General features: G+C 30.5%; 13 protein-coding genes, 7 tRNA genes, 3 pseudogenes and 1 riboswitch. Of the genes and pseudogenes, 1 reads left to right on the forward strand and 22 read right to left on the reverse strand.

The features are described from left to right. Positions 1–456 precede the first annotated feature (456 nt). From metK to ACWPW7_RS01130, 17 genes and pseudogenes are all read right to left on the reverse strand, one after another. Positions 457–1,632, reverse strand: a complete 1,176-nt coding sequence (gene metK, locus ACWPW7_RS01050; protein ID WP_454052047.1) for a methionine adenosyltransferase — start codon at positions 1,630–1,632, stop codon at positions 457–459. An 82-nt stretch (positions 1,633–1,714) separates the two neighbouring features. Beyond that, a riboswitch (SAM riboswitch) is annotated at positions 1,715–1,819 on the reverse strand. A 243-nt stretch (positions 1,820–2,062) separates the two neighbouring features. Then, positions 2,063–3,403: pseudogene (locus ACWPW7_RS01055) on the reverse strand (MATE family efflux transporter). Between the two features lie 126 nt (positions 3,404–3,529). Then, positions 3,530–4,303, reverse strand: a complete 774-nt coding sequence (locus tag ACWPW7_RS01060; protein WP_454052048.1) for an ABC transporter ATP-binding protein — start codon at positions 4,301–4,303, stop codon at positions 3,530–3,532. Position 4,304: 1 nt separating this feature from the next. Continuing rightward, positions 4,305–5,347, reverse strand: a pseudogene (locus tag ACWPW7_RS01065) (FecCD family ABC transporter permease). 71 nt (positions 5,348–5,418) lie between these two features. Beyond that, positions 5,419–6,096 (reverse strand): ABC transporter substrate-binding protein, encoded by a 678-nt coding sequence (locus ACWPW7_RS01070; RefSeq protein WP_454052049.1) that lies wholly within the window; start codon positions 6,094–6,096, stop codon positions 5,419–5,421. After that, a complete protein-coding gene (locus tag ACWPW7_RS01075; RefSeq protein ID WP_454052050.1) occupies positions 6,063–6,476 on the reverse strand; it encodes a hypothetical protein in 414 nt (137 codons plus the stop codon). Before ACWPW7_RS01075 ends, ACWPW7_RS01070 begins: the two co-directional genes overlap by 34 nt. 1,058 nt (positions 6,477–7,534) lie before the next feature. Next, a pseudogene (locus ACWPW7_RS01080) lies at positions 7,535–8,559 on the reverse strand (helix-turn-helix domain-containing protein). A gap of 623 nt (positions 8,560–9,182) precedes the next feature. Then, positions 9,183–10,295 (reverse strand): PQQ-dependent sugar dehydrogenase, encoded by a 1,113-nt coding sequence (locus tag ACWPW7_RS01085; RefSeq protein WP_454052051.1) that lies wholly within the window; start codon positions 10,293–10,295, stop codon positions 9,183–9,185. A gap of 322 nt (positions 10,296–10,617) precedes the next feature. After that, positions 10,618–10,702: transfer RNA gene (locus tag ACWPW7_RS01090), tRNA-Tyr, on the reverse strand. Between the two features lie 8 nt (positions 10,703–10,710). Further along, positions 10,711–10,785 (reverse strand) — tRNA-Thr (locus ACWPW7_RS01095). Positions 10,786–10,803: 18 nt separating this feature from the next. Next, positions 10,804–10,879 (reverse strand) — tRNA-Val (locus ACWPW7_RS01100). Between the two features lie 6 nt (positions 10,880–10,885). Continuing rightward, a tRNA-Tyr gene (locus ACWPW7_RS01105) sits at positions 10,886–10,970 on the reverse strand. A gap of 8 nt (positions 10,971–10,978) precedes the next feature. Next, positions 10,979–11,053, reverse strand: a tRNA-Thr gene (locus ACWPW7_RS01110). An 18-nt stretch (positions 11,054–11,071) separates the two neighbouring features. Beyond that, positions 11,072–11,147 (reverse strand) — tRNA-Val (locus ACWPW7_RS01115). Between the two features lie 6 nt (positions 11,148–11,153). Next, a tRNA-Tyr gene (locus tag ACWPW7_RS01120) sits at positions 11,154–11,238 on the reverse strand. A 369-nt stretch (positions 11,239–11,607) separates the two neighbouring features. Continuing rightward, entirely contained in the window at positions 11,608–12,372 is a 765-nt protein-coding gene (locus tag ACWPW7_RS01125) for a hypothetical protein (RefSeq protein WP_454052052.1), read from the reverse strand. Between the two features lie 131 nt (positions 12,373–12,503). Beyond that, entirely contained in the window at positions 12,504–13,127 is a 624-nt protein-coding gene (locus tag ACWPW7_RS01130; RefSeq protein ID WP_454052053.1) for a hypothetical protein, read from the reverse strand. Between the two features lie 502 nt (positions 13,128–13,629). On the opposite strand from ACWPW7_RS01130, the gene yyaC reads away from it, so the two are divergent. Continuing rightward, positions 13,630–14,175, forward strand: a complete 546-nt coding sequence (yyaC, locus tag ACWPW7_RS01135) for a spore protease YyaC (RefSeq protein WP_454052054.1) — start codon at positions 13,630–13,632, stop codon at positions 14,173–14,175. A gap of 344 nt (positions 14,176–14,519) precedes the next feature. Here yyaC and mreB read toward each other — a convergent pair whose 3' ends face one another. The 5 genes from mreB to murA form a co-directional block, all read right to left on the reverse strand. Continuing rightward, positions 14,520–15,548, reverse strand: a complete 1,029-nt coding sequence (gene mreB / locus ACWPW7_RS01140; RefSeq protein WP_039635249.1) for a rod shape-determining protein — start codon at positions 15,546–15,548, stop codon at positions 14,520–14,522. A 90-nt stretch (positions 15,549–15,638) separates the two neighbouring features. Continuing rightward, entirely contained in the window at positions 15,639–15,893 is a 255-nt protein-coding gene (gene spoIIID / locus ACWPW7_RS01145; RefSeq protein ID WP_039635247.1) for a sporulation transcriptional regulator SpoIIID, read from the reverse strand. Between the two features lie 160 nt (positions 15,894–16,053). Then, the gene (locus ACWPW7_RS01150) at positions 16,054–16,758 is read right to left on the reverse strand and encodes a peptidoglycan DD-metalloendopeptidase family protein (RefSeq protein WP_454052055.1); all 705 of its coding nucleotides are present in this window, start codon (positions 16,756–16,758) and stop codon (positions 16,054–16,056) included. Positions 16,759–17,438: 680 nt separating this feature from the next. Beyond that, positions 17,439–18,542, reverse strand: a complete 1,104-nt coding sequence (gene spoIID, locus ACWPW7_RS01155) for a stage II sporulation protein D (protein ID WP_454052056.1) — start codon at positions 18,540–18,542, stop codon at positions 17,439–17,441. A 276-nt stretch (positions 18,543–18,818) separates the two neighbouring features. Continuing rightward, positions 18,819–20,078 (reverse strand): UDP-N-acetylglucosamine 1-carboxyvinyltransferase, encoded by a 1,260-nt coding sequence (gene murA / locus ACWPW7_RS01160; RefSeq protein WP_291562669.1) that lies wholly within the window; start codon positions 20,076–20,078, stop codon positions 18,819–18,821. Positions 20,079–20,080 lie beyond the last annotated feature (2 nt).

A 20,080-nucleotide genomic window follows, 5' to 3' on the forward strand; every position in this document is an offset into this window, starting at 1 on the left:
AATTGCCTTATTAAAGTATTTCAATGTACAACCTAAAATAATGCACAATTCACAATTAAGGGAAAAATTAGTTCTTCACCTCTAGGGAATAGTTTAATCAATGGAGAATTAAGAATTGACAATTGACAACTATAGTTGAAATTAATTCTGTAAATTAATTTCTTTAAATAGATCTTTTAATTAAAGTGACTATGTCACTTTAAAAATAAATCAATTTTAAATTTCTCAGATTCTGCTGAGAAATGTCCATAATTGTGAATTTTGCATTAATTGTGAATTTTGCATTGTAAATTGTGAATTAAATATAATATACCCTATTCATAATATATTTTTACCATTTCAGAATCATTACAAACCTTTTAAATGTAAATTAACAATTTTCTATTTAATGATTAATATATGTAGCATTATATATAAAATAAAACCCTGTACTAAATCAAGTACAGGGTTTTATTACTATATATATCTTCTAATTTGAGCTACTTTACTTAATTTTTCCCATGGAAGATCTAAGTCTGTTCTTCCGAAGTGTCCATAAGCAGCTGTTTGTCTGTATATCGGTCTTCTTAATTCTAATTCTTTTATTATAGCACCAGGTCTTAAATCGAATACTTCTTTAATTATTTCGACAATCTTATCATCTGATACCTTTCCTGTTCCAAAAGTATCAACTTCAATTGATACAGGATTAGCTACTCCTATAGCGTATGCAAGTTCTACTTCTAGTTTATATGCAACTCCTGCAGCTACTAGATTTTTAGCCACCCATCTTGCAGCATATGCAGCTGAACGGTCAACTTTTGTTGGATCTTTTCCTGAGAATGCTCCACCGCCATGTCTTCCGTATCCACCATAAGTGTCAACAATTATTTTTCTTCCTGTTAATCCTGAATCACCTTGTGGTCCACCTATAACAAACTTTCCAGTTGGATTAATATAGTATTTAGTATTTTCATCTAATAATTCAGATGGTACTATAGCATTTATAACATGTTTCATTAAGTCTTCATAAATTTGCTCTTGAGAAACATCTGGGCAATGTTGAGTTGATATAACTATTGTATCTATTCTTACTGGTTTTTCATCCTCATATTCAACTGTAACTTGAGTTTTTCCATCTGGTCTTAAATATGATAAAGTTCCGTTTTTTCTAATTTCTGCCAATCTTCTTGATAATCTATGAGCCATAGCTATTGGAAGAGGCATATATTCTTCAGTTTCAGATGTAGCAAATCCAAACATCATTCCCTGATCTCCAGCTCCTACAGCTTCAATTTCCTCTTTTTCTTGTCCTCTTTTTTCTATTGCCTCATCAACACCTTGAGCTATATCTGGAGATTGTTCATCAATAGATGTTAATACAGCACAAGTATTGCAATCAAATCCAAATTTAGCCCTTGTATACCCTATTTCTTCTACAGTTTTTCTAACTACCTTTGGAATATCTACATAACAATTAGTAGTTATCTCTCCCATAACCATAACCATACCAGTAGTTACTGCTGTTTCACAAGCTACTCTAGCATTAGGATCGTTCTCTAATATACTATCTAAAACCGCATCTGATATTTGATCACACATTTTATCTGGATGTCCTTCTGTAACTGACTCTGAAGTAAATAATCTTCTCATTTCTTAATCTCCTCCTCACTACGTTTATAAAATAAAAAAACTCTTCTTAGATAAGAAGAGGCTAAATATACATACTTGCACTCTCTTATCTTGCAGAATTACTTCCGCAGGAATTGGCACCGTTGTACATACGCACCGGTTGCCGGGTTTCACAGGGCCCGTTTCCCTCCACCTCTCTTGATAAGAGTAAATATTTTATTATTAAGTTTACTAGATAAATACTAACATAATGTCATTTCCCTGTCAACATTGCTACTGTAAATTATATTAAGGAGAAAATTTTCCCACAAATCTTACATATATTACAAAAAGACACTCTATAAGGATGTCTTTTGCAATATATACATAATCTAGGTATAACTTATTTTAAGTCAAAAGTAATTGCAATTTATTTTCAGTCAAAGTCTCTATTAAATAAACTTAATAAATTCTAAATTACTATCCCTTCCTCTCTCCCCATAATTTTTTTATACGTAAAAATACCTAAGGTATCTGATAAAAACCATCCAATAGGAATTGCTAAACATATCCCAGTAAATCCTAAAGGTGTTATTGCAAGACCATATGCCAAGAGTACTCTAGTTCCTTGGGAAACAAAAGTGAGAATAATAGACACATTAACTTCGCCAAGTCCACGATAAAACCCATAAAACATTTGTAAAAATCCAAGCAATGTATAAGTAACACATACAATACGTAAATAATACACGCTAACTTCAATAACATCAATAGCTTCCTTCTTAACGAAAATTAATACCAACTGTGGTGCAAAAACAAAAACCAGTATAGAAATAGCCAGCGAAAATATAACTATAACTTTTGAAACACCACGGATCCCTTCACGAATTCTTTTCATATTTCCTGCACCTTTATTTTGCGCAACATAGGTAGAAAAAGCATTACCAAAATCCTGCATAGGTATATTAGCAAAAGAATCAATCTTTGAAGCAGCTGCAAAGTACCGCCATTACTATAGCACCAAAAGTATTAACGATACTTTGAATCATCATCATACCAAAGCTTGATGCAGATTGTTGTACAGCAGTTAAAATAGAATAACTAGCAACTGTTTTAAACATCTGCCTATCAAATACAATATCTTGACGCTTAAATTTAATAAAATCTATACGTTTAATTGCATACACAGCACAGCTAACCGCTGAAATACCTGAGCAATAAATGTTGCCAATGCAACACCTGTTACTTCCATATTTAATATTATAGTAAAAACCAAGTCTAAAATTATATTGATTACAGCAGATAAAATTAAAAAGTAAAGTGGGGATTTGGAATCGCCAATAGCTCTAAGTAAAAAAGAAAATGCATTATAAACTCCTGAAAAAATTAGCCCTGCAAATATAAATCTCAAATAATCAGCAGCATATGCTCTTGTTTCTGGTGGCATTTGAAACAACTGAATTATTTGCCCCATAAATAGAGATGTTATTACCGTAAGCGTAATGCTTATAATAAAAATAAATATAAAGGAAGTTGAAATTGCTTTTTTCAATTCTTCATATCGCTTTGCACCAAAAAGTTGAGAAAAAAGTGCAGACGCTCCCATAGAAAGCCCAATCAAAATAGATGTCACAAATGTCATAATTGCAAAGGATGAACCAACAGCAGCTAATGCCTCTTTTCCCACAAATCGACCCACAATAATTGTATCAACAATATTATAAAATTGCTGAAACAAATTACCAATAAACATTGGAATTGCAAATCGAATGATCATCTTCATTGGCTTCCCTTTTGTCATATCAGTTTCCAAATCAAACACCTCCAAATATCTATTTAAGTTAAAAACTTAAATTTCGTCTTCTAGAATAGCATTTTTTCTTTTTTCACATAATTTAAAGTAATCTATATATCTTTAAATTATTGAAATAAATTATGTTCAATTTAATATAGGATTGTAAGCAATAGCTAGTCCACCAGTTACAGGATTCTTATAAATTTCACAATCAATTTCATATACGTGCTTTATAAGCTCTTTTGTTAGAATTTCATTAGGAACTCCATTTGCAATTACTTCTCCACTTTTTAAAACATATAAAATATCACAATAGGTTGCAGCAAGAGAAAGATCATGTAATGCAGCCAAAGTGCCAACTTTTAAAGACTTAACAATTGATAAAATTTGTAATTGGTATTTAATATCTAAATGATTTGTTGGTTCATCAAGTATTAAAAATTTAGGTTGCTGAGCAATAGCTCTAGCTAATATAACTCTTTGTTTTTCACCGCCGGAAAGAGTTAGATAACTTCTATTTGAATATGAAACTAAATCTACTTTCTTAAGGGCTTCATTAACAATTTCATAATCACTTTTATTATTTGATTGCATTAAATTTTTGTGAGGGGTTCTACCCATCATGACCATTTCATATACAGTAAAGTCAAAACTCATATCATTAAATTGTCCAACAACTCCCATTGTTTTGGAAATTGACTTTGGACTAGATTTTAAAACATCTTTCTCATCTAAAAATACCGATCCTTGTTTAGGCTTAATTACTTTATATATACTTTTTAACAAAGTGGATTTTCCACATCCATTAAAAGGCCCAATAATACCAACAAATTGTCCACTACCAACATAGAGAGAAATGTCTTTTATAATATCAGCTCCTGAAAGTGCAACTTGCATATTATCAACTTTTAAATTCATATTATTTTCCTCCAAATCCGTAACTTTTCTTAATTAACATATACATAAACATAGGAGCACCAAGAAGAGCTGTGACAATACCAATTGGCAATTCACCTTTTGGTATGATTGTTCTTGCCAATATATCTGTCCAAATAAGGAAAATCGCACTAGTAAGGATACCTGCTGGTAAAAGCCGCTTATGATCAGAACCAACAACACTTCTAACTATATGAGGAATAATTAAACCAACGAATCCAATGATACCGCATGTTGCTACAATTACACCTGTAACTATAGATGAAATAACCATATAAAGCCTTCTATAAAAATTAAGATTAATTCCTAAAGTAACTGCAGCTTCATCGCCCACTAACATTGTGTTCATTATTCTTGATTGTAACAAGAAAAAATAATAGCTATCATCACAACCGTTCCGATTAAGGGTAAATCCTCCCACTTGGCAGAAGCAAGACTACCCATTGTCCAAAAAGTTATAGAACGAATTCCTTCTGAGTCTTTTGCAAAATAAACAATAAAATTTGAAAATGCACTACATAACGCATTAATTACTGTTCCAGCAAGAACTAACTTGACAGAAGACATTTTGCCACCAATACTCGAGAGCACCAAGACCAAAATAGCAGCTCCTAAAGCTCCAATAAATGCCCAAAAAGCAATCCCCATCTCACCGATAATACTTGTACTAGCAAAACCTATCATTATAGAAAATGTTGCTCCTAAAGAAGCACCTGAGGAAATACCCAATATATATGGATCAGCCAATGGATTTTGTACAGAAGCTTGCATAACAGCTCCACATAAAGCAAGCCCTGAACCAACAATCATTGCTAACAATACTCTTGGAAAACGAATCTGCCAAATAATATCTACAAACATTCCTGACGTAAGTTGACTAAGATTCCCAATTTGTATACCTGTTAATTTATAAATCAATATTCTACAGGATTCATTAAAAGGAATAGACACTTGCCCTATAGATACTGAAATAATAATAGAAAATACAATAGTGACAATTAATAAAAGGATTATTGAATTAAACATATATCGGCTTTTTAATACAGACTCAAAATTTGTTGAAGTATCTTTCCTATCGCTTTGTTTTATCTTTAATATCATTTTTCCCTTCCCCCAAATAATTCAGGATGAATAAATGCTGCTACATCTTCATATAGATCAGCAAGTTGAAGACCACCATTTATCGAATTTGTATATTCTGCCACCATTACATTTCCTGTTTTTATTGCACTGACATTTTTGAGTCTTTCGTTTGAAAGTAGTTTGTTTTTTATCATCTCACTGTTAGGCTCCTGAAATTCTGTGATAATAATTTTTTCCGGATTAGCAGCAATAATTGCCTCAATTGACATCTCGATATATCCATTCTCTGACAATTTCATATATTCTCCGCCTGCACCTTCAATCATTTCATCAATAATGCACCAAGAAGGTGGATAGTAATAATAGGTTTCTCGTGCACTTCCAATAAGCAATACCTTTGGAGTTTCTTTAGCACCTTGAGCTATCCTTTTAACATTATTGATTCTAGAGTTCTGCTCTTTTAGATATATATCGGTCTCACCCCTAACATTAAAAGCCATTCCAAAATTCTTAATTTCCGTAAAATATTCCTCGATGCTGCGTCCTATTGTAAAGTTTACAGCGGAAAGTACTTGAATACCCCTGTCATTCCAAAAAGAAATATCCCCCAATAATTCTTCTTTAAAAGCTGAAGATATGGAATAGATAATGTCAGGTTTCAATGCAAGTACAGCTTCTTTAGATAATTGCACGATTCTGTAATAATTGGCATCTGGTTAATTTGATTAGCATATTTTGAAAAGGATTGATTAAGATAACCTACACCAACAACTTTATCCTTTTGCCCAAATTCAATCATGAGTTCAGCCATAGTTTCTCCAATAACTACAACTTTTTTAGGTTCTCTTTCAATGGTTTGTTCTATTTCTTTACCTTCATTCGTATACATTTTAATAGTGACAGGATAATGATTTCCCCCTTTTGCGTCACTTTTTTCTTGATTTAGTTTTGCATCTTGATTATTTTGGCTTTGCTCTTGATTATCTTGCACCTTCTCAGTATGAGAGCACCCCACCAACATAGAAATACAAAAGGCTATTGCTAAAAACAACGTTGTAAATTTTTTTGACATTTTCCTACCTCCTAAGTAATTCTGTTGTCTTGTAAATAATATAAATTTTTAGAATTCAATTCGCCGCCTTATTTAGACGAACGCTAATTGTATTCGTGTAATAATTAAGCACATAATCTGTGTCTTCTATTAAAATTATCAATGACTAATTTTAATAGAAGAATATACTATGTTATATGTTCAAGTAATCACTATAAATATTATCTATAATACTTGGCAATTTTCTATTTGGTCAGTATTAGAATCTAATTCCTATTTTTGATAATACTTAATTTATGTGTCTTTAAAATGTTCCTATAACTTTAATTAAGTTCTTTAAATAAGTAGCATATATAGATAAACTGCCTTAAATATTTCAATTCACAACTTTAATAAATGGACAATTGACAATTGTAGTGGTAATTAGTTTTAATCAAAATAATTTCTTTAATTATTTTTTACTAGCAATATATTACTCGTGCTTTATAAGAAGTGATTACATTACTTTAAAAAATTATTAGGTGGCTAAACGCTTCACTAATCTACATAAATTTCATATATATTTACATTTTCGTCTCTTTACTGGTAATGATTCTTAATTTCATATGAATCATGTACTATTATACTGAAATAATATCTACTAACTATGTTGATACAAGCATTGTTTATGTTGATAAAAGAACTTTTGAAATCACAAATATTTATGTGTTATGTTCTATCAAATTACCTCATCATCTTTACTAACTTTAGTAGATTAAAAAGAACATGATGATTTTGAAAAGAAGATGTAAAAAATAACCATGGTAAGCTTAATATGAAGGAAAAATTTATATATAGTAACTATAAGTTTTACTTAAGACTATTTCATACTATATTCGTTAAAATACTTCAAAGAATTTATTATTTAATAGTTATTAACTTTTAAAATTGAAATTTATCTTAAGCAAAACAAAGCCACAGGTATTACCCTGTGGCTTTAAGTTTAAAGAGAAATTGATAAACTAAGAAACTGTACAAATCTAAGAATAAAACTTGCAAATAAGTGAGTATTACAAAATTATATATTTAGCAATTGGAAACTAAAGTGATGTAGTTCTATACTGTAATGGTGTTATTCCAAATTCCCTTTTAAATGCACAACAAAAATTACTTGGATTTGAGTATCCTACATCCAAAGCAATTTCATTAATTGACCTATCTGTATCCAGCAATAATGTAGCAGCACGCTGCAAACACATTTTTCGATGATATCTAAAGATAGTGTCTCCATATACAATTTTAAAGCCTTTAGCCAATTTGTTTCTGTTAAGAGCTAATTGCTTTGATAGGGTACTGACAGTTGGAAGTTCATATAAATTCGTCATTAGTATTTCTGGTACTTTTTTAATTTGATTGATTTCAAATTCACTCAAAGATACTTGCTCTATTATGTCTGTTCCGAGGATTTCATAGGATACTATTTTCGAGAATATTTCCATTACTTTACTTTCAAAAATAAAATTTTTGATTTTTTAGGCAAACTACAATTGAATATTTGTAAAAATACATTTCCAATTTCAGGAGATACTTTTATTCCTTGATAATACTGTTGTCGAAGTGTATTTTCCAATTGTTCTATTGTATCCTCCCAAAGTTCAATTCCACAACTTCCGAAATAAGAATCAATAGTCCCTTTTTCAGCAGTAATGGAGATCCCTTGATATTTCTGACCGGCACAATATCTTACTGAACCACATGTTCCTCGAGACATTGATACAGAAAGATCATTTGGAGTCAAACACATATTGCCGACCTTGGACTCTTTTATGGATAAACAACCAGCAACACAGTATTCTACTTCAAAGTATTCTTGTGATAAATCAAACTCTGTTATAATATCATGGTGGAAGACTACATCAAAAATTGTAAGTGTTACATTTCCCATTAGTTTATAAACTTTTATGCATCCTTCTCCATAGTTGGAATCTATATCATATATAGTTTCCTTGTCATTTTGATTGGCTTTGAAATCACGTATCGTTGAAAACCGCCTTCGCATTTCTGAATATTGCATAAGCATGTCTTCATATCCTTCTTTTATATCTATGTGAAATCTATATTCCATATTTATAATTGCCTTTCTAGTAATTAAAAAATATTTTACCATAAAACTTGATATATTCATTAAGTAGTTAGTTTTTGGTGGAGAATTAAGTCTCCAAATCACCAACAAGTTTACAGTCTGTACTCTTAACCACTTAGAAATCGTCTAAATTACAAAATCAACAGTACCAATAGGAGTTACAGCCTAATAATTACAGATAATACTAGCATAATGGAATTTTCTTGTCAATATTGCTTATATAACTCTCAAAATGATAAAATTTTTCTATTAATTCTCTATGAAAATAAGAAAAGACATCTTACTAAAGATATCTTTTGGGAAGTTAAGTAAATATAAATGCCATTGTTTTCTTGCTCTCTATGATTATTATCTGTAGCAATAGCATATTAAAATACTGTTAGTTTGAGAATTATGATTATTACAATCACCCCTATAGGAACAAGCTCACTATTAGATACAATCGGCCACGTGAGCACAATTTGGTTTTCTTTTGCCTATTTTTCTTTTTTTCAAAAGAAAAGCAAGTAGGATTAATGAACAAGAAAGATGTTGCATAATCCATGAGAGCAGCTCGAAAAATTTTTCACATGATACCATGAGCAAAGTGGTTTCTCTTTTGCTCTCTAAATATCACTTTTTTTCGGAATGAGCCGGATAATCTTATCATCATCTATATTAGGATTGCCCCTGCCATCCATATTACTAGTTGTCAGATAAATTGATCCATCTTTCGCCTGAATAACCTCACGCAAACGTCCATACTCACTTTTTAGCCATGATTCCACATTCTCCACTTCTGTTCCTTTTTCATTTAATGAAATTGCAAGTAGTTGTTCTCCACGCAAAGTAGCAACTAGTAATTTTCCTTGCCATGGTCCTTGATTTACGAAGGCAATACCAGAAGGTGCCCATGTATCTTCTCCGCTGTGTATCAAAGGTTTTTGTGTTACAACTTCTTTGGATTCTTCGTTTCCTTGAACGAGAGGCCATCCATAATTAGCTCCTGGTCGTATAATGTTTATTTCATCATGTCCTGTCTGTCCATGTTCTGATTCATACAAGATATCTTCTGAATTCCACGCTAAGCCTTGAGGGTTTCTATGCCCTAAGCTATAAACAGGTGAATTAATAATTGGATTATCTTCAGGAATACTGCCATCTAATTCTATTCGCAGTATCTTTCCCGCTGTGCTGGTTACCTCTTGTGCTAATGCAGAATTTCCTGCATCTCCTGTTGTTATATATAATTTCTGATCCGGTCCTATCTTTATCCTTCCTCCATTGTGAATTTGTCCACCAGGGATTTTATCTAGAAGAATCCGGTCAATGGTTGCCTTGTTATTCTGTTCAACTAATCTGACAACACGATTATAGATTTGATTACCCTCTACATATGAATGCATAACATACATATAACGGTTTTGTGAATAATTTGGATCTAGCACAATCCCCATTAATCCACCTTCCCCCTGACTTGTAAAGGGTGCACCAAATGTAATGAGCGGCTGAGTATTAAGTTTACCATCTTCAATTATTCTAATTGCTCCAGACCGCTCCGTAAAATACACTTTGCCTTCATCGCTTATCGCTATAGCCCACGGTACATATAGATTCTCAGCGATAATTTCAATCTCGTAAGGAAATTGCCTTGATGTGACTACATTAGCTTTGGCATTAGTTGCATTACGACTACGCAATATAATATTAGACAAAACATTGTAAATCGTTTCTCTCATACTATTATCCTCCAAATTTAAATAAATCCATATCTAAATGCATACTTTAATTATATTATAAGATATTTGTTTTAATGCATTATTGGCCATGCCTTAAAACTTTCACTAAAGCATCATTGAAAAATAGTAGAAATAAAGCAATATTTTCATATTAATAAGTTAATTTAAGGATTTCGTCTGAAAAACGAGGAATTTAATTCCAGTATACAAGCAATAAAAAACGTAGCAGACTTCTGACTGCTACGTATAAAAACATGATTATTTATAAAATAAAAGCTACATTTGAGCCCTCAAAATAAGGTAACAAATGTAGCTTTTTGCTTGGTGGAGGAGGACGGATTCGAACCATCGAAGCGAAACGCAACAGATTTACAGTCTGCCCCCTTTAGCCACTCGGGAACTCCTCCATATATTATGGAGCTGGCAATAGGAATCGAACCTACAACCTGCTGATTACAAGTCAGCTGCTCTACCGTTGAGCCATGCCAGCATATTATACAATTTTTAATGGTGGTCGCAACAGGGATCGAACCTGTGACCCTCTGCTTGTAAGGCAGATGCTCTCCCAGCTGAGCTATGCGACCATAATTTGGTGGAGGAGGACGGATTCGAACCATCGAAGCGAAACGCAACAGATTTACAGTCTGCCCCCTTTAGCCACTCGGGAACTCCTCCATGTATTATGGAGCTGGCAATAGGAATCGAACCTACAACCTGCTGATTACAAGTCAGCTGCTCTACCGTTGAGCCATGCCAGCATATTATACAATTTTTAATGGTGGTCGCAACAGGGATCGAACCTGTGACCCTCTGCTTGTAAGGCAGATGCTCTCCCAGCTGAGCTATGCGACCATAATTTGGTGGAGGAGGACGGATTCGAACCATCGAAACGAAACGTAACAGATTTACAGTCTGCCCCCTTTGGCCTCTCGGGAACTCCTCCACGTTATAAAACTGACTATTTAAAGTAGAACTTAAACTTATTCACTACAAATTAGCTACTCTACTATCAATGAATGCCAGTATTTTCACAAGTTCTTCAGAAAATTCCTGAGAACATTGACAAGGAATAGTATATAATTTTATAACTATTTTTTCAAGTTTTTTTTATACCGTTTTCAGTATTTATACTTTATTATCTCCATTTTTCTTATTTTTACTTCATATTTCGTATAGCTACAATTATTGTTTTAATTATATATGATTTATTTCAAAGCTAAAGATTCAATTAAATAATGTGCATCAAAATTCCTCAATACACGCTATTTGCTCATATTATGATTATTGTATATCTTATATATTAAATTAAAGTTTATTGCAACTCTTCTTTGTTTTTCATATTTAAAGCAACTGTTTTCATGTTTGTAAAGAATGAATCATCTTTAAAAAACTTTTCATATTTTTCACAAGCTTCTATACAATGGTCATATTGATCAGTGGATAAATAAACTGTTATTAAATCTTTAATATGATGTAATTGTGGAGTTACAAATAATAAATCATCTAAAAAATTATCTGTTTTATAGTTTAATACTTTATTTGTAAATATAGAAAATAAAAGTATTCCCGATATCCAAACATACTTTGCTCCCATAGCTCTAAATTCACTAATATCCCATCCACTTAGATGTTGTTCTGCATCATTACCATAGCATTCATCTTGTTTATAAAAAATATATGGTGTTGATATTATAACACTATCCGATGTCTTAAAGCATGCTTCTAATAGCTTTTTTCCATCTGATTTTTTCAAATGCTCTATAACATCTGCAAGTACTATTAAGTCATATTTAGGAAAATCCTTTTTATTTAAAATATTCATTGCATTACCAATATATATATTATCATAAATATAACCATGTATTGGTGTGATATATTTCTCATATATTTCTATTCCATCTATTAATATATTCCAAGGTGCATATCCACCATCATTATTCTCTCTTAAATCTAAATATTCTCTAACTAAAAATCCTATCTTGCCAAATCCAACTCCTATTTCTAGTATAGATTTAGGTTCCAAACTATAAATTGCAGGAATTAAATTTGACACTGAAGCTAAATTACTAGAAGGCATATCACCAACTCCTAAAATATTTTAAATTCTTCTAGTTATAATATAGATTTCAAAAATAAAAATGTTACCTTGGCCTTAGAAAATACTAAAATATATTTAAATTATTATCTTTAAGAAATTTACTATATAAATTAATCAGCATTCTCTACAGTATCCATATCTATGAACTTTCTCGCTATTTTCTTAACTTCATAAAGCTCTTTTTCTGATAAATAATTTTCTAATACATCTAAGCTCTTTCTTACTCCTATTTTTTGATTTTTATATTGGAGATAATCGTTAATTTTATTCTGTTCCTCTTTTGGTATTTTATCACTTATTGTAAAAAGCTTCACTTTATCATTAATGGATAATGCTGTTTCAATCTCTTCTGGTGGAATTTTTATTACTGAATTTTTTTTCCTCTGCTCAATATTATAAGAATCGAATTCTCCTTCTACTATTACTTCTGTATTCTCATCAACTTCATCTAAAAATAGTTTCGTATCCAAATTTCTGTCATTAAATTTGCTTTTATTATTATCTATTTGAATATTTTTTTCTAGTTTTTCTTCTTTTTCTAAATCTTTTTCTTTATGTAGCTCATTTTTTTCATGGATACTGAAAATTTGATTATTATTTATCATTATGTTGTCTCTATTAAATATATTTGATACTATCTCTTCGTCTCTTTTATCTGTAGCATAAAATTTTAAAATGCATATAGTAAATATAGTATAAAGAATAACTATAAAAGAATAAATCTTTCTTTTCATTACATCACATCCTTGTAGTTAAAATATCTTTTATAATTCTTTACCTAAAATTTAGCAAATATACATTTATTACGATGTAATCTTTAGCAATTCCAATAGCAATTAAAAACATATCTTAAATACTTATATTTTCAATTATTAGTTTTTCTTTTAATTGCTTTACTTTCCTATATATCTCTATATTTTTATAAAATTCAATAATTACTATATATTATTTAGCATATATATTTTATTAGGGCTATTGTATATAGTGTATAAAATTCTTTAATATTATTTAATTTATGAACTTATTAATTCCTCTTTGATAATTAGTAAATGTATTTATAAAATCCTAAGATAAATATTTGAGTTCTTTAAACAATATTAAATTTTAATATAGCTTTTTGATTAAATAGAATATTAATATACTTATTCCTATATTTTATACTTTTAATTTTTAATTAATTAAGAATACACATTATTCAAAATATAATTATAAATAATTAATTAGGAGGTGTAATAGGTGACTAGAGTGAAGACACATTATAACAGTCCCTTAGCCTATTATAATTTAGCAAATTTTATTAAAGACTACTTGGATGAAAATACTATTATTATTTGCATAGGAACTGATAGATGCATAGGGGACTCTTTAGGACCTTTAGTAGGAACTTTTTTAAAGGAGAAACAGTTCCCACTACCAGTTTATGGCACAATATCAGAACCTATTCATGCCTTAAATCTTGAAAGTAAACTATCTCAAATAAAAATCAAACATCCAGATGCAAAAATAATTGGTATAGATGCTTGCTTAGGTCCTTTTTCAAGTATAGGAGAAATACAAGTAAGAGATTTCCCCATTAATCCTGGAAAAGGTGTAGGAAAACAACTTCCTCAAGTAGGGGATATATCTATAATTGGAATTGTCGATTCTAGTGAGGATACTGAATTATTTACAAATAGAAATATAAGACTAAATCTAATAATGCAATTATCTAAAGTAGTAACTCGCGCACTAATACACTCTTATTATTTAGTTTTTAACGAAGAAATTTTAAAAGAATCCTAAAGAGTTCTCTCTAATTTTAGAGAGACTTTTTCATTTCAATCTACAGTATCAAAATAAAGAATATAGTTGCTTTAATGTAGAGAATTGTAAAGTAAGATAGAGTTACAAAGAAGAAATTTTAAAATTTTCTCATTTTACTAATTAAATAATATATACAATTTTCCTGTACGCAACTTTCTTATCCTTCCTTCTAAAGCATCCAGCCTTTAAGCAATAAGTTTTAGTAATATTGCCTTGGCTGAAGGACTTTTACGAATTAAAATGGTGAAGCTTTGCTGAGAAGGGTAAAATTAAAAGGACATACTTTAGAGTATGTCCTTTTAATAACTAACTTTTATATTAAATTAATAAAATGATAAATCTTCTCCGCTGAATGAATCATCCATTTTATCTATGAAGTCTAAAGCTTTACCAGTTCCTAGCGCAACACAGGAAACTGAATCTTCAGCTACATATACAGGAACTTTAGTATAATCTTGTATTAGCTTATCTAATCCATCTAGAAGTGCTCCACCACCAGTCATAACTATACCTTTTTCAGCTATATCAGCTGCAAGTTCAGGTGGAGTTTTTTCTAATACTGCATGAGTACATTCCGCTATAGCTGCTACTGCCTCTCCTAGAGCCTCTCTCATTTCTGTTGAATTAACAACTATATTTTTGGGAAGTCCTGTAATAAGGTCCCTTCCTCTTATTTCCATACTTATTTCTTCTTCTTTTTTATAGGCAGAACCTATATTAATTTTTAAATCTTCAGCAGTTCTTTCACCTATCATAAGTTTATGCTTCTTTCTTATATAACGAGTTATTGATTCATCAAAATTATCTCCCGCAACTTTGATTGATTCTCTAACAACCATTCCACCTAATGAAATAACTGCGATATCTGTGGTACCTCCACCAATATCAATTACCATATTTCCACTTGCCTTTGAAATATCAAGACCTGCACCTATCGCTGCAGCTAAAGGCTCTTCTATTAAATGAACTTTTTTTGCACCAGCATTTCTTGCTGCATCTTCAACTGCTCTTCTTTCAACTTCTGTAGCTTCACAAGGAACACAAATCACTACCCTTGGAGCTGATTTCTTATTTCCACAAGCCTTTCTTATAAAGTGTTCAAGCATTTTTTCTGTTACATCATAATCTGAAATTACTCCATCTCTTAGTGGTCTAATTGCCACTATATTTCCTGGAGTTCTTCCTATCATTTTTCTAGCTTCTTCTCCAACTGCTAAAACCTTATTTGCATTTTTGTTTATGGCAACTACTGAAGGCTCTTTTAAAATAACACCTTTTCCTTTAATATACACAAGCACTGTAGCGGTACCCAAATCTATACCCATGTCTGTCCCCATTCCGAAAAAAAACATCTTAAAATTCACTCCTGCTCTTTCGTATTTTAATATATACAGACTTATAATAAAAATCTTTTATATTCTCTTATTATAATACGAAATATTTTATCCTTCAATCGTTTTGTATTTCATCTTTGTGGCCTTACCGCCTCTTATGTGCCTTTCAGCTTTGTTTAAATCCAAAATATTTTTTGCCTCCTCAGCAATCTTTGGATTTATCTTGGGTAATCTTTCTGTCATATCCTTGTGTATAGTACTCTTACTTACCCCAAATACTACAGCTGTTTTTCTAATAGTAGCTTGAGATTCAATGATATATTTTGCAACCTCTAGTACTCTATCTTCGATGTAGTCTTTCAAAGTGTTACCTCCTTAACCCTTCTATATTTATAAATATGCTAAAAACTTGGTTTAAATTACTTTGTTATCAGTCATTTTCCGACATAATCGGAAAATGACTAATATTTAAGTTAGTTATGAACTAATATTTTTCACTTAAGATAAATGGTTAACTAAATAGTTATTTTTTATAACTAACAAATTTAGCTGGATCTACATTTTTACCATCTTTTAATACTTCAAAATGTAAATGTGGACCATATTCTTCATAAGCAAAGTTTGTTGTATTTCCTATTTTTCCTAATTCTTGAGAAGCTTTAACATTATCACCTTTTTTAACGTTTACTTTTTCTTCTAAGTTACAATACTTAGTAAGAACTCCATTTTGATGATCCACTTCTACATATGTTCCTTCTGTTGAAACATCTATGGTTTTAATAACTCCATCCATAGCCACCACAACAGATGCTCCTTTTTCAGTCTTAATATCCATACCAAAGTGTGGTCTATAATCCTTAGTTGATGCCATATATACAGGATCTTCTGAATAAGCTCTTGCTAACGAACCTTTAACAGGATTTATAGCTTCACTATTAGCTTCTTTTGATACAGCCTTACTATCATTTTCCTTTTGAACTTGAATATTTGGTACAGGTTCTAATTCTTCTTTTTTAACCTGTAATGCATCATTAAAGTTCTTAGGATCTACTACTGCATCACCTTCAGCTTTTGCAGTTTCTTCTATTACAGGTGGATTAGTAGCAACATCTTTTCTATTTCCAGCTGTTATAACTGCTACTGTAGCCACAGCACATAAGCATACAAATAAGATTACGTAGAAGCCCTCCTTCTTCAAGAATTGTTTAAATTTAGATTTATTATCCATAAAAACACCTCCACTAATATTGTTGTCCTATATAAATAACTTCATTCAATTTGCATATGAAATTTTTTCCTTATTTTTCGACTAAATTTACTATTTAAATTAATTTATTAATATATATATTTGTATAAGTATGTTTTTATAGATATATTTTTAATATAAATAAAAATATATTAAAAATAATAAGGTTTAATTGAAATTGAACTATAATAATGAATACTTATATATTTTGTAAATATAAAAATAGTTAATTAATTTTATGTATAATAAAAGATATTTACTTATAAAAAAAAGAAAAGCGATTTTATCACTTTTCTTAAAAACTTTTTAAAAAAGTCAGTTCATTAATATTATATTTTCCTTAATTATTCATATTTAAAACATTACAAATAAAATAATTGATTAAAAATGCGTAGGTATTTCTTAGTAAAAGCTGAAAAATTTAAAATTATTTATTTTTAAAGTGATGAATCACTTCTTATAAAGGACTAGTAAGATATTGCTAGTAAAAAATTAGTTTAAGAAATTAATTTCAACCATAATTGTGAATTTTCCATTGTGAGTTATGGATTAAAGTATGCAACAGTTTAACTATATTAGCTATACATTAACTTTTTTAGGTAGTTTATCTATAGAATGCTGATTAGTTAATTTTTAAAGATAATTAATTTTTATTTTTAAATTTACCTATTAATTTTAGTTACTTCTACACCTTTATAATAATGACTTAATATTTGTTTATAATCTTTCCCATCTTTAGCCATAGCGTTTGCACCCCACTGACTCATACCTACACCATGTCCAAAACCGCTGCAACTTATTTCTAATTCACTATCTAAAAAATTCAAATTGAAATTAGCGGAATTTAAATTATATAACGCTCTAAATTTAGTTCCTGCTATAACGGTATCTCCTAACTTTATTTCCTTGACACTTCCCCCCTCAGTTCGTCCTAGTATTTTAATTTGACTTTTAATATTGCTTACTACCATATTGGCATTATATTCATTATTCACTTTATCTACTAACTGGTCATAAGGTACTTTCACAGTGCTTTTATATCTAGGTGCCTGTTCCTCGCCTTCACTTTCAACACTTCTTAAATATGGAAGAGCATTAACAAATACATCCTCAGAATTTTCTGTTCTTCCACTACTAGTTGAAAAATAATATGCGCCTCTTGCTAATTCGTTATTATAAGTAATAACTTGACCTTCTGTTGCTTTCACAACTTCCTCAACTTTCTTCCAATTTTCATTTGCCGAATCTCCCCAAAGTTCCATTCTTTTTTCCTTATTCATATAAACTTGACAATGAATAGTATCACAAAGATCTGCCCCATTTCCTTTTGAGCATCCTCCTCCCAATACTTTAGTATGTGCGATGGTATATGTTCTTGCAGCTACTGCTTGTGCCTTTAAAGCCTCTACTTCAAAATTTATAGGCATTTCACTACTGATTACTCCTTTTATATACTCTTCTAATGGTAGTTCTACAACTCTATTCTCTTTACTAAGATAAATTTTTACTATAGGTACGTTAATATTATAAGTAGTTGCTGTCCCCTTTTCACTCTTACCATCCTTTATTTTGACTTCCTGTTCTTTTATTTCGAAGGGATTAGTAGTTTCTTCCTTATTATCTCCTAAAATGAAATAAGTTGATAATAATAAAAATACAAATCCTAAAGCTAAAAATATTAACACTCTAATAATTTGTGAAGCTAAATCCTCAGAGACTATCCCTTTACATTTGTTTATATTTTTATAGTTATTTGTAGATCTCATTTTATTCTCCTCCCACTCAGTATTTCATAAGCTTTAATGTTAATTTACTATATATGTTTATAATATTGTCATTAAGATATTATTAAAGTTATTAGATATTTATTAATAAATATCTAATAATATAACCACTAATTTATTTTAAAAATTATTATAGTAATATTAAATTTAAAGTTGATGTTTACAGTAATATAATTAATACCTTTAAGTAAGAAAATAAAAGAACTTTTTTAAGTAAAATAAGAAGAGACTATGAATAAAATCCATAATCTCTTTTATCTATACTTTAATTCTTTCAATATCTGCTCCAAGCTCTCTCAATTTATTTTCTATAGAAACGTATCCTCTATCTATATGGAATACATCTGAAACTATAGTTTCCCCTTTAGCACAAAGTCCTGCCAATACTAACGCCGCACCTGCACGTAAGTCTGTTGCTTTTATTTCTGCACCTGTGAGAATATCTACGCCTTCTACTACCGCACACCTTCCATCTATTTTAATATTTGCTCCCATTCTTATAAGCTCTCCAACCTGCATAAATCTATTTTCAAATATAGTTTCTGTTATTAGACTAGTTCCTTTTACCGTACATAAGAGGCTCATCATTTGAGACTGCATATCTGTTGGAAATCCTGGATATGGCATAGTTTTTATATCTATAGGTTTCAATATACTATTGCCATCAACAATTAAACTATTACTATCACATTCAATTGTAACTCCCATTTCCTTTAATTTTGCAATAATTGGTTTTAAGCACTCTTCATTAATATTATTTATCTTTATTCTGCTCTTAGTAATAGCAGCGGCTATCATAAACGTTCCTGCCTCAATTCTATCAAATATAGGCGTGTGACTTACTCCATCTAATGCATCTACACCTTTTATTATTATGGTGTCTGTTCCTTCACCTTGGATATCTGCACCCATTTTTCTTAGGAAAGTAGCTAAGTCAACAATTTCTGGTTCTTCCGCTGCGTTTTCAATAATGGTTTCTCCCTCTGCTAAAACCGCCGCCATCATTATATTTTCTGTTGCTCCTACAGAAGGAAAATCTAAATATATTTTTTTGCCTATTAGCTTTCTTGCCGTAGCCTCTACATATCCATGACCCATAGTAATATCCGCTCCTAAAGCTGATAATCCTTTCAAGTGTAAATCTATAGGTCTTGATCCTATATTACATCCTCCTGGAAGAGAAATTTTAAACCTTCCAAATCGTCCAATCATTGCTCCCATTATTAAAAAGGAAGCTCTCATCTTTCTCACTAATTCATGATCAACATTACTATCATTTAATCTTGAAGTATTTATTGTTACAATATTACTTTTGGAATCTATATCTACGTCTGCATAAAGTGACCTTAACACATCGCAAAGCACATAAACATCTTCTAGCATAGGTGCATTTTTCAAAGTACACTGTCCGCCGCTTAATATGGTCGCTGCTAATATAGGCAACACTGAATTTTTAGCTGAACTTATGTTCACTTCTCCTCTTAATGTTTTACCACCTTTTAAAATAAATTTATCCATGT

The sequence above is a fragment of the Clostridium sp. Marseille-Q7071 genome (assembly GCF_965112025.1).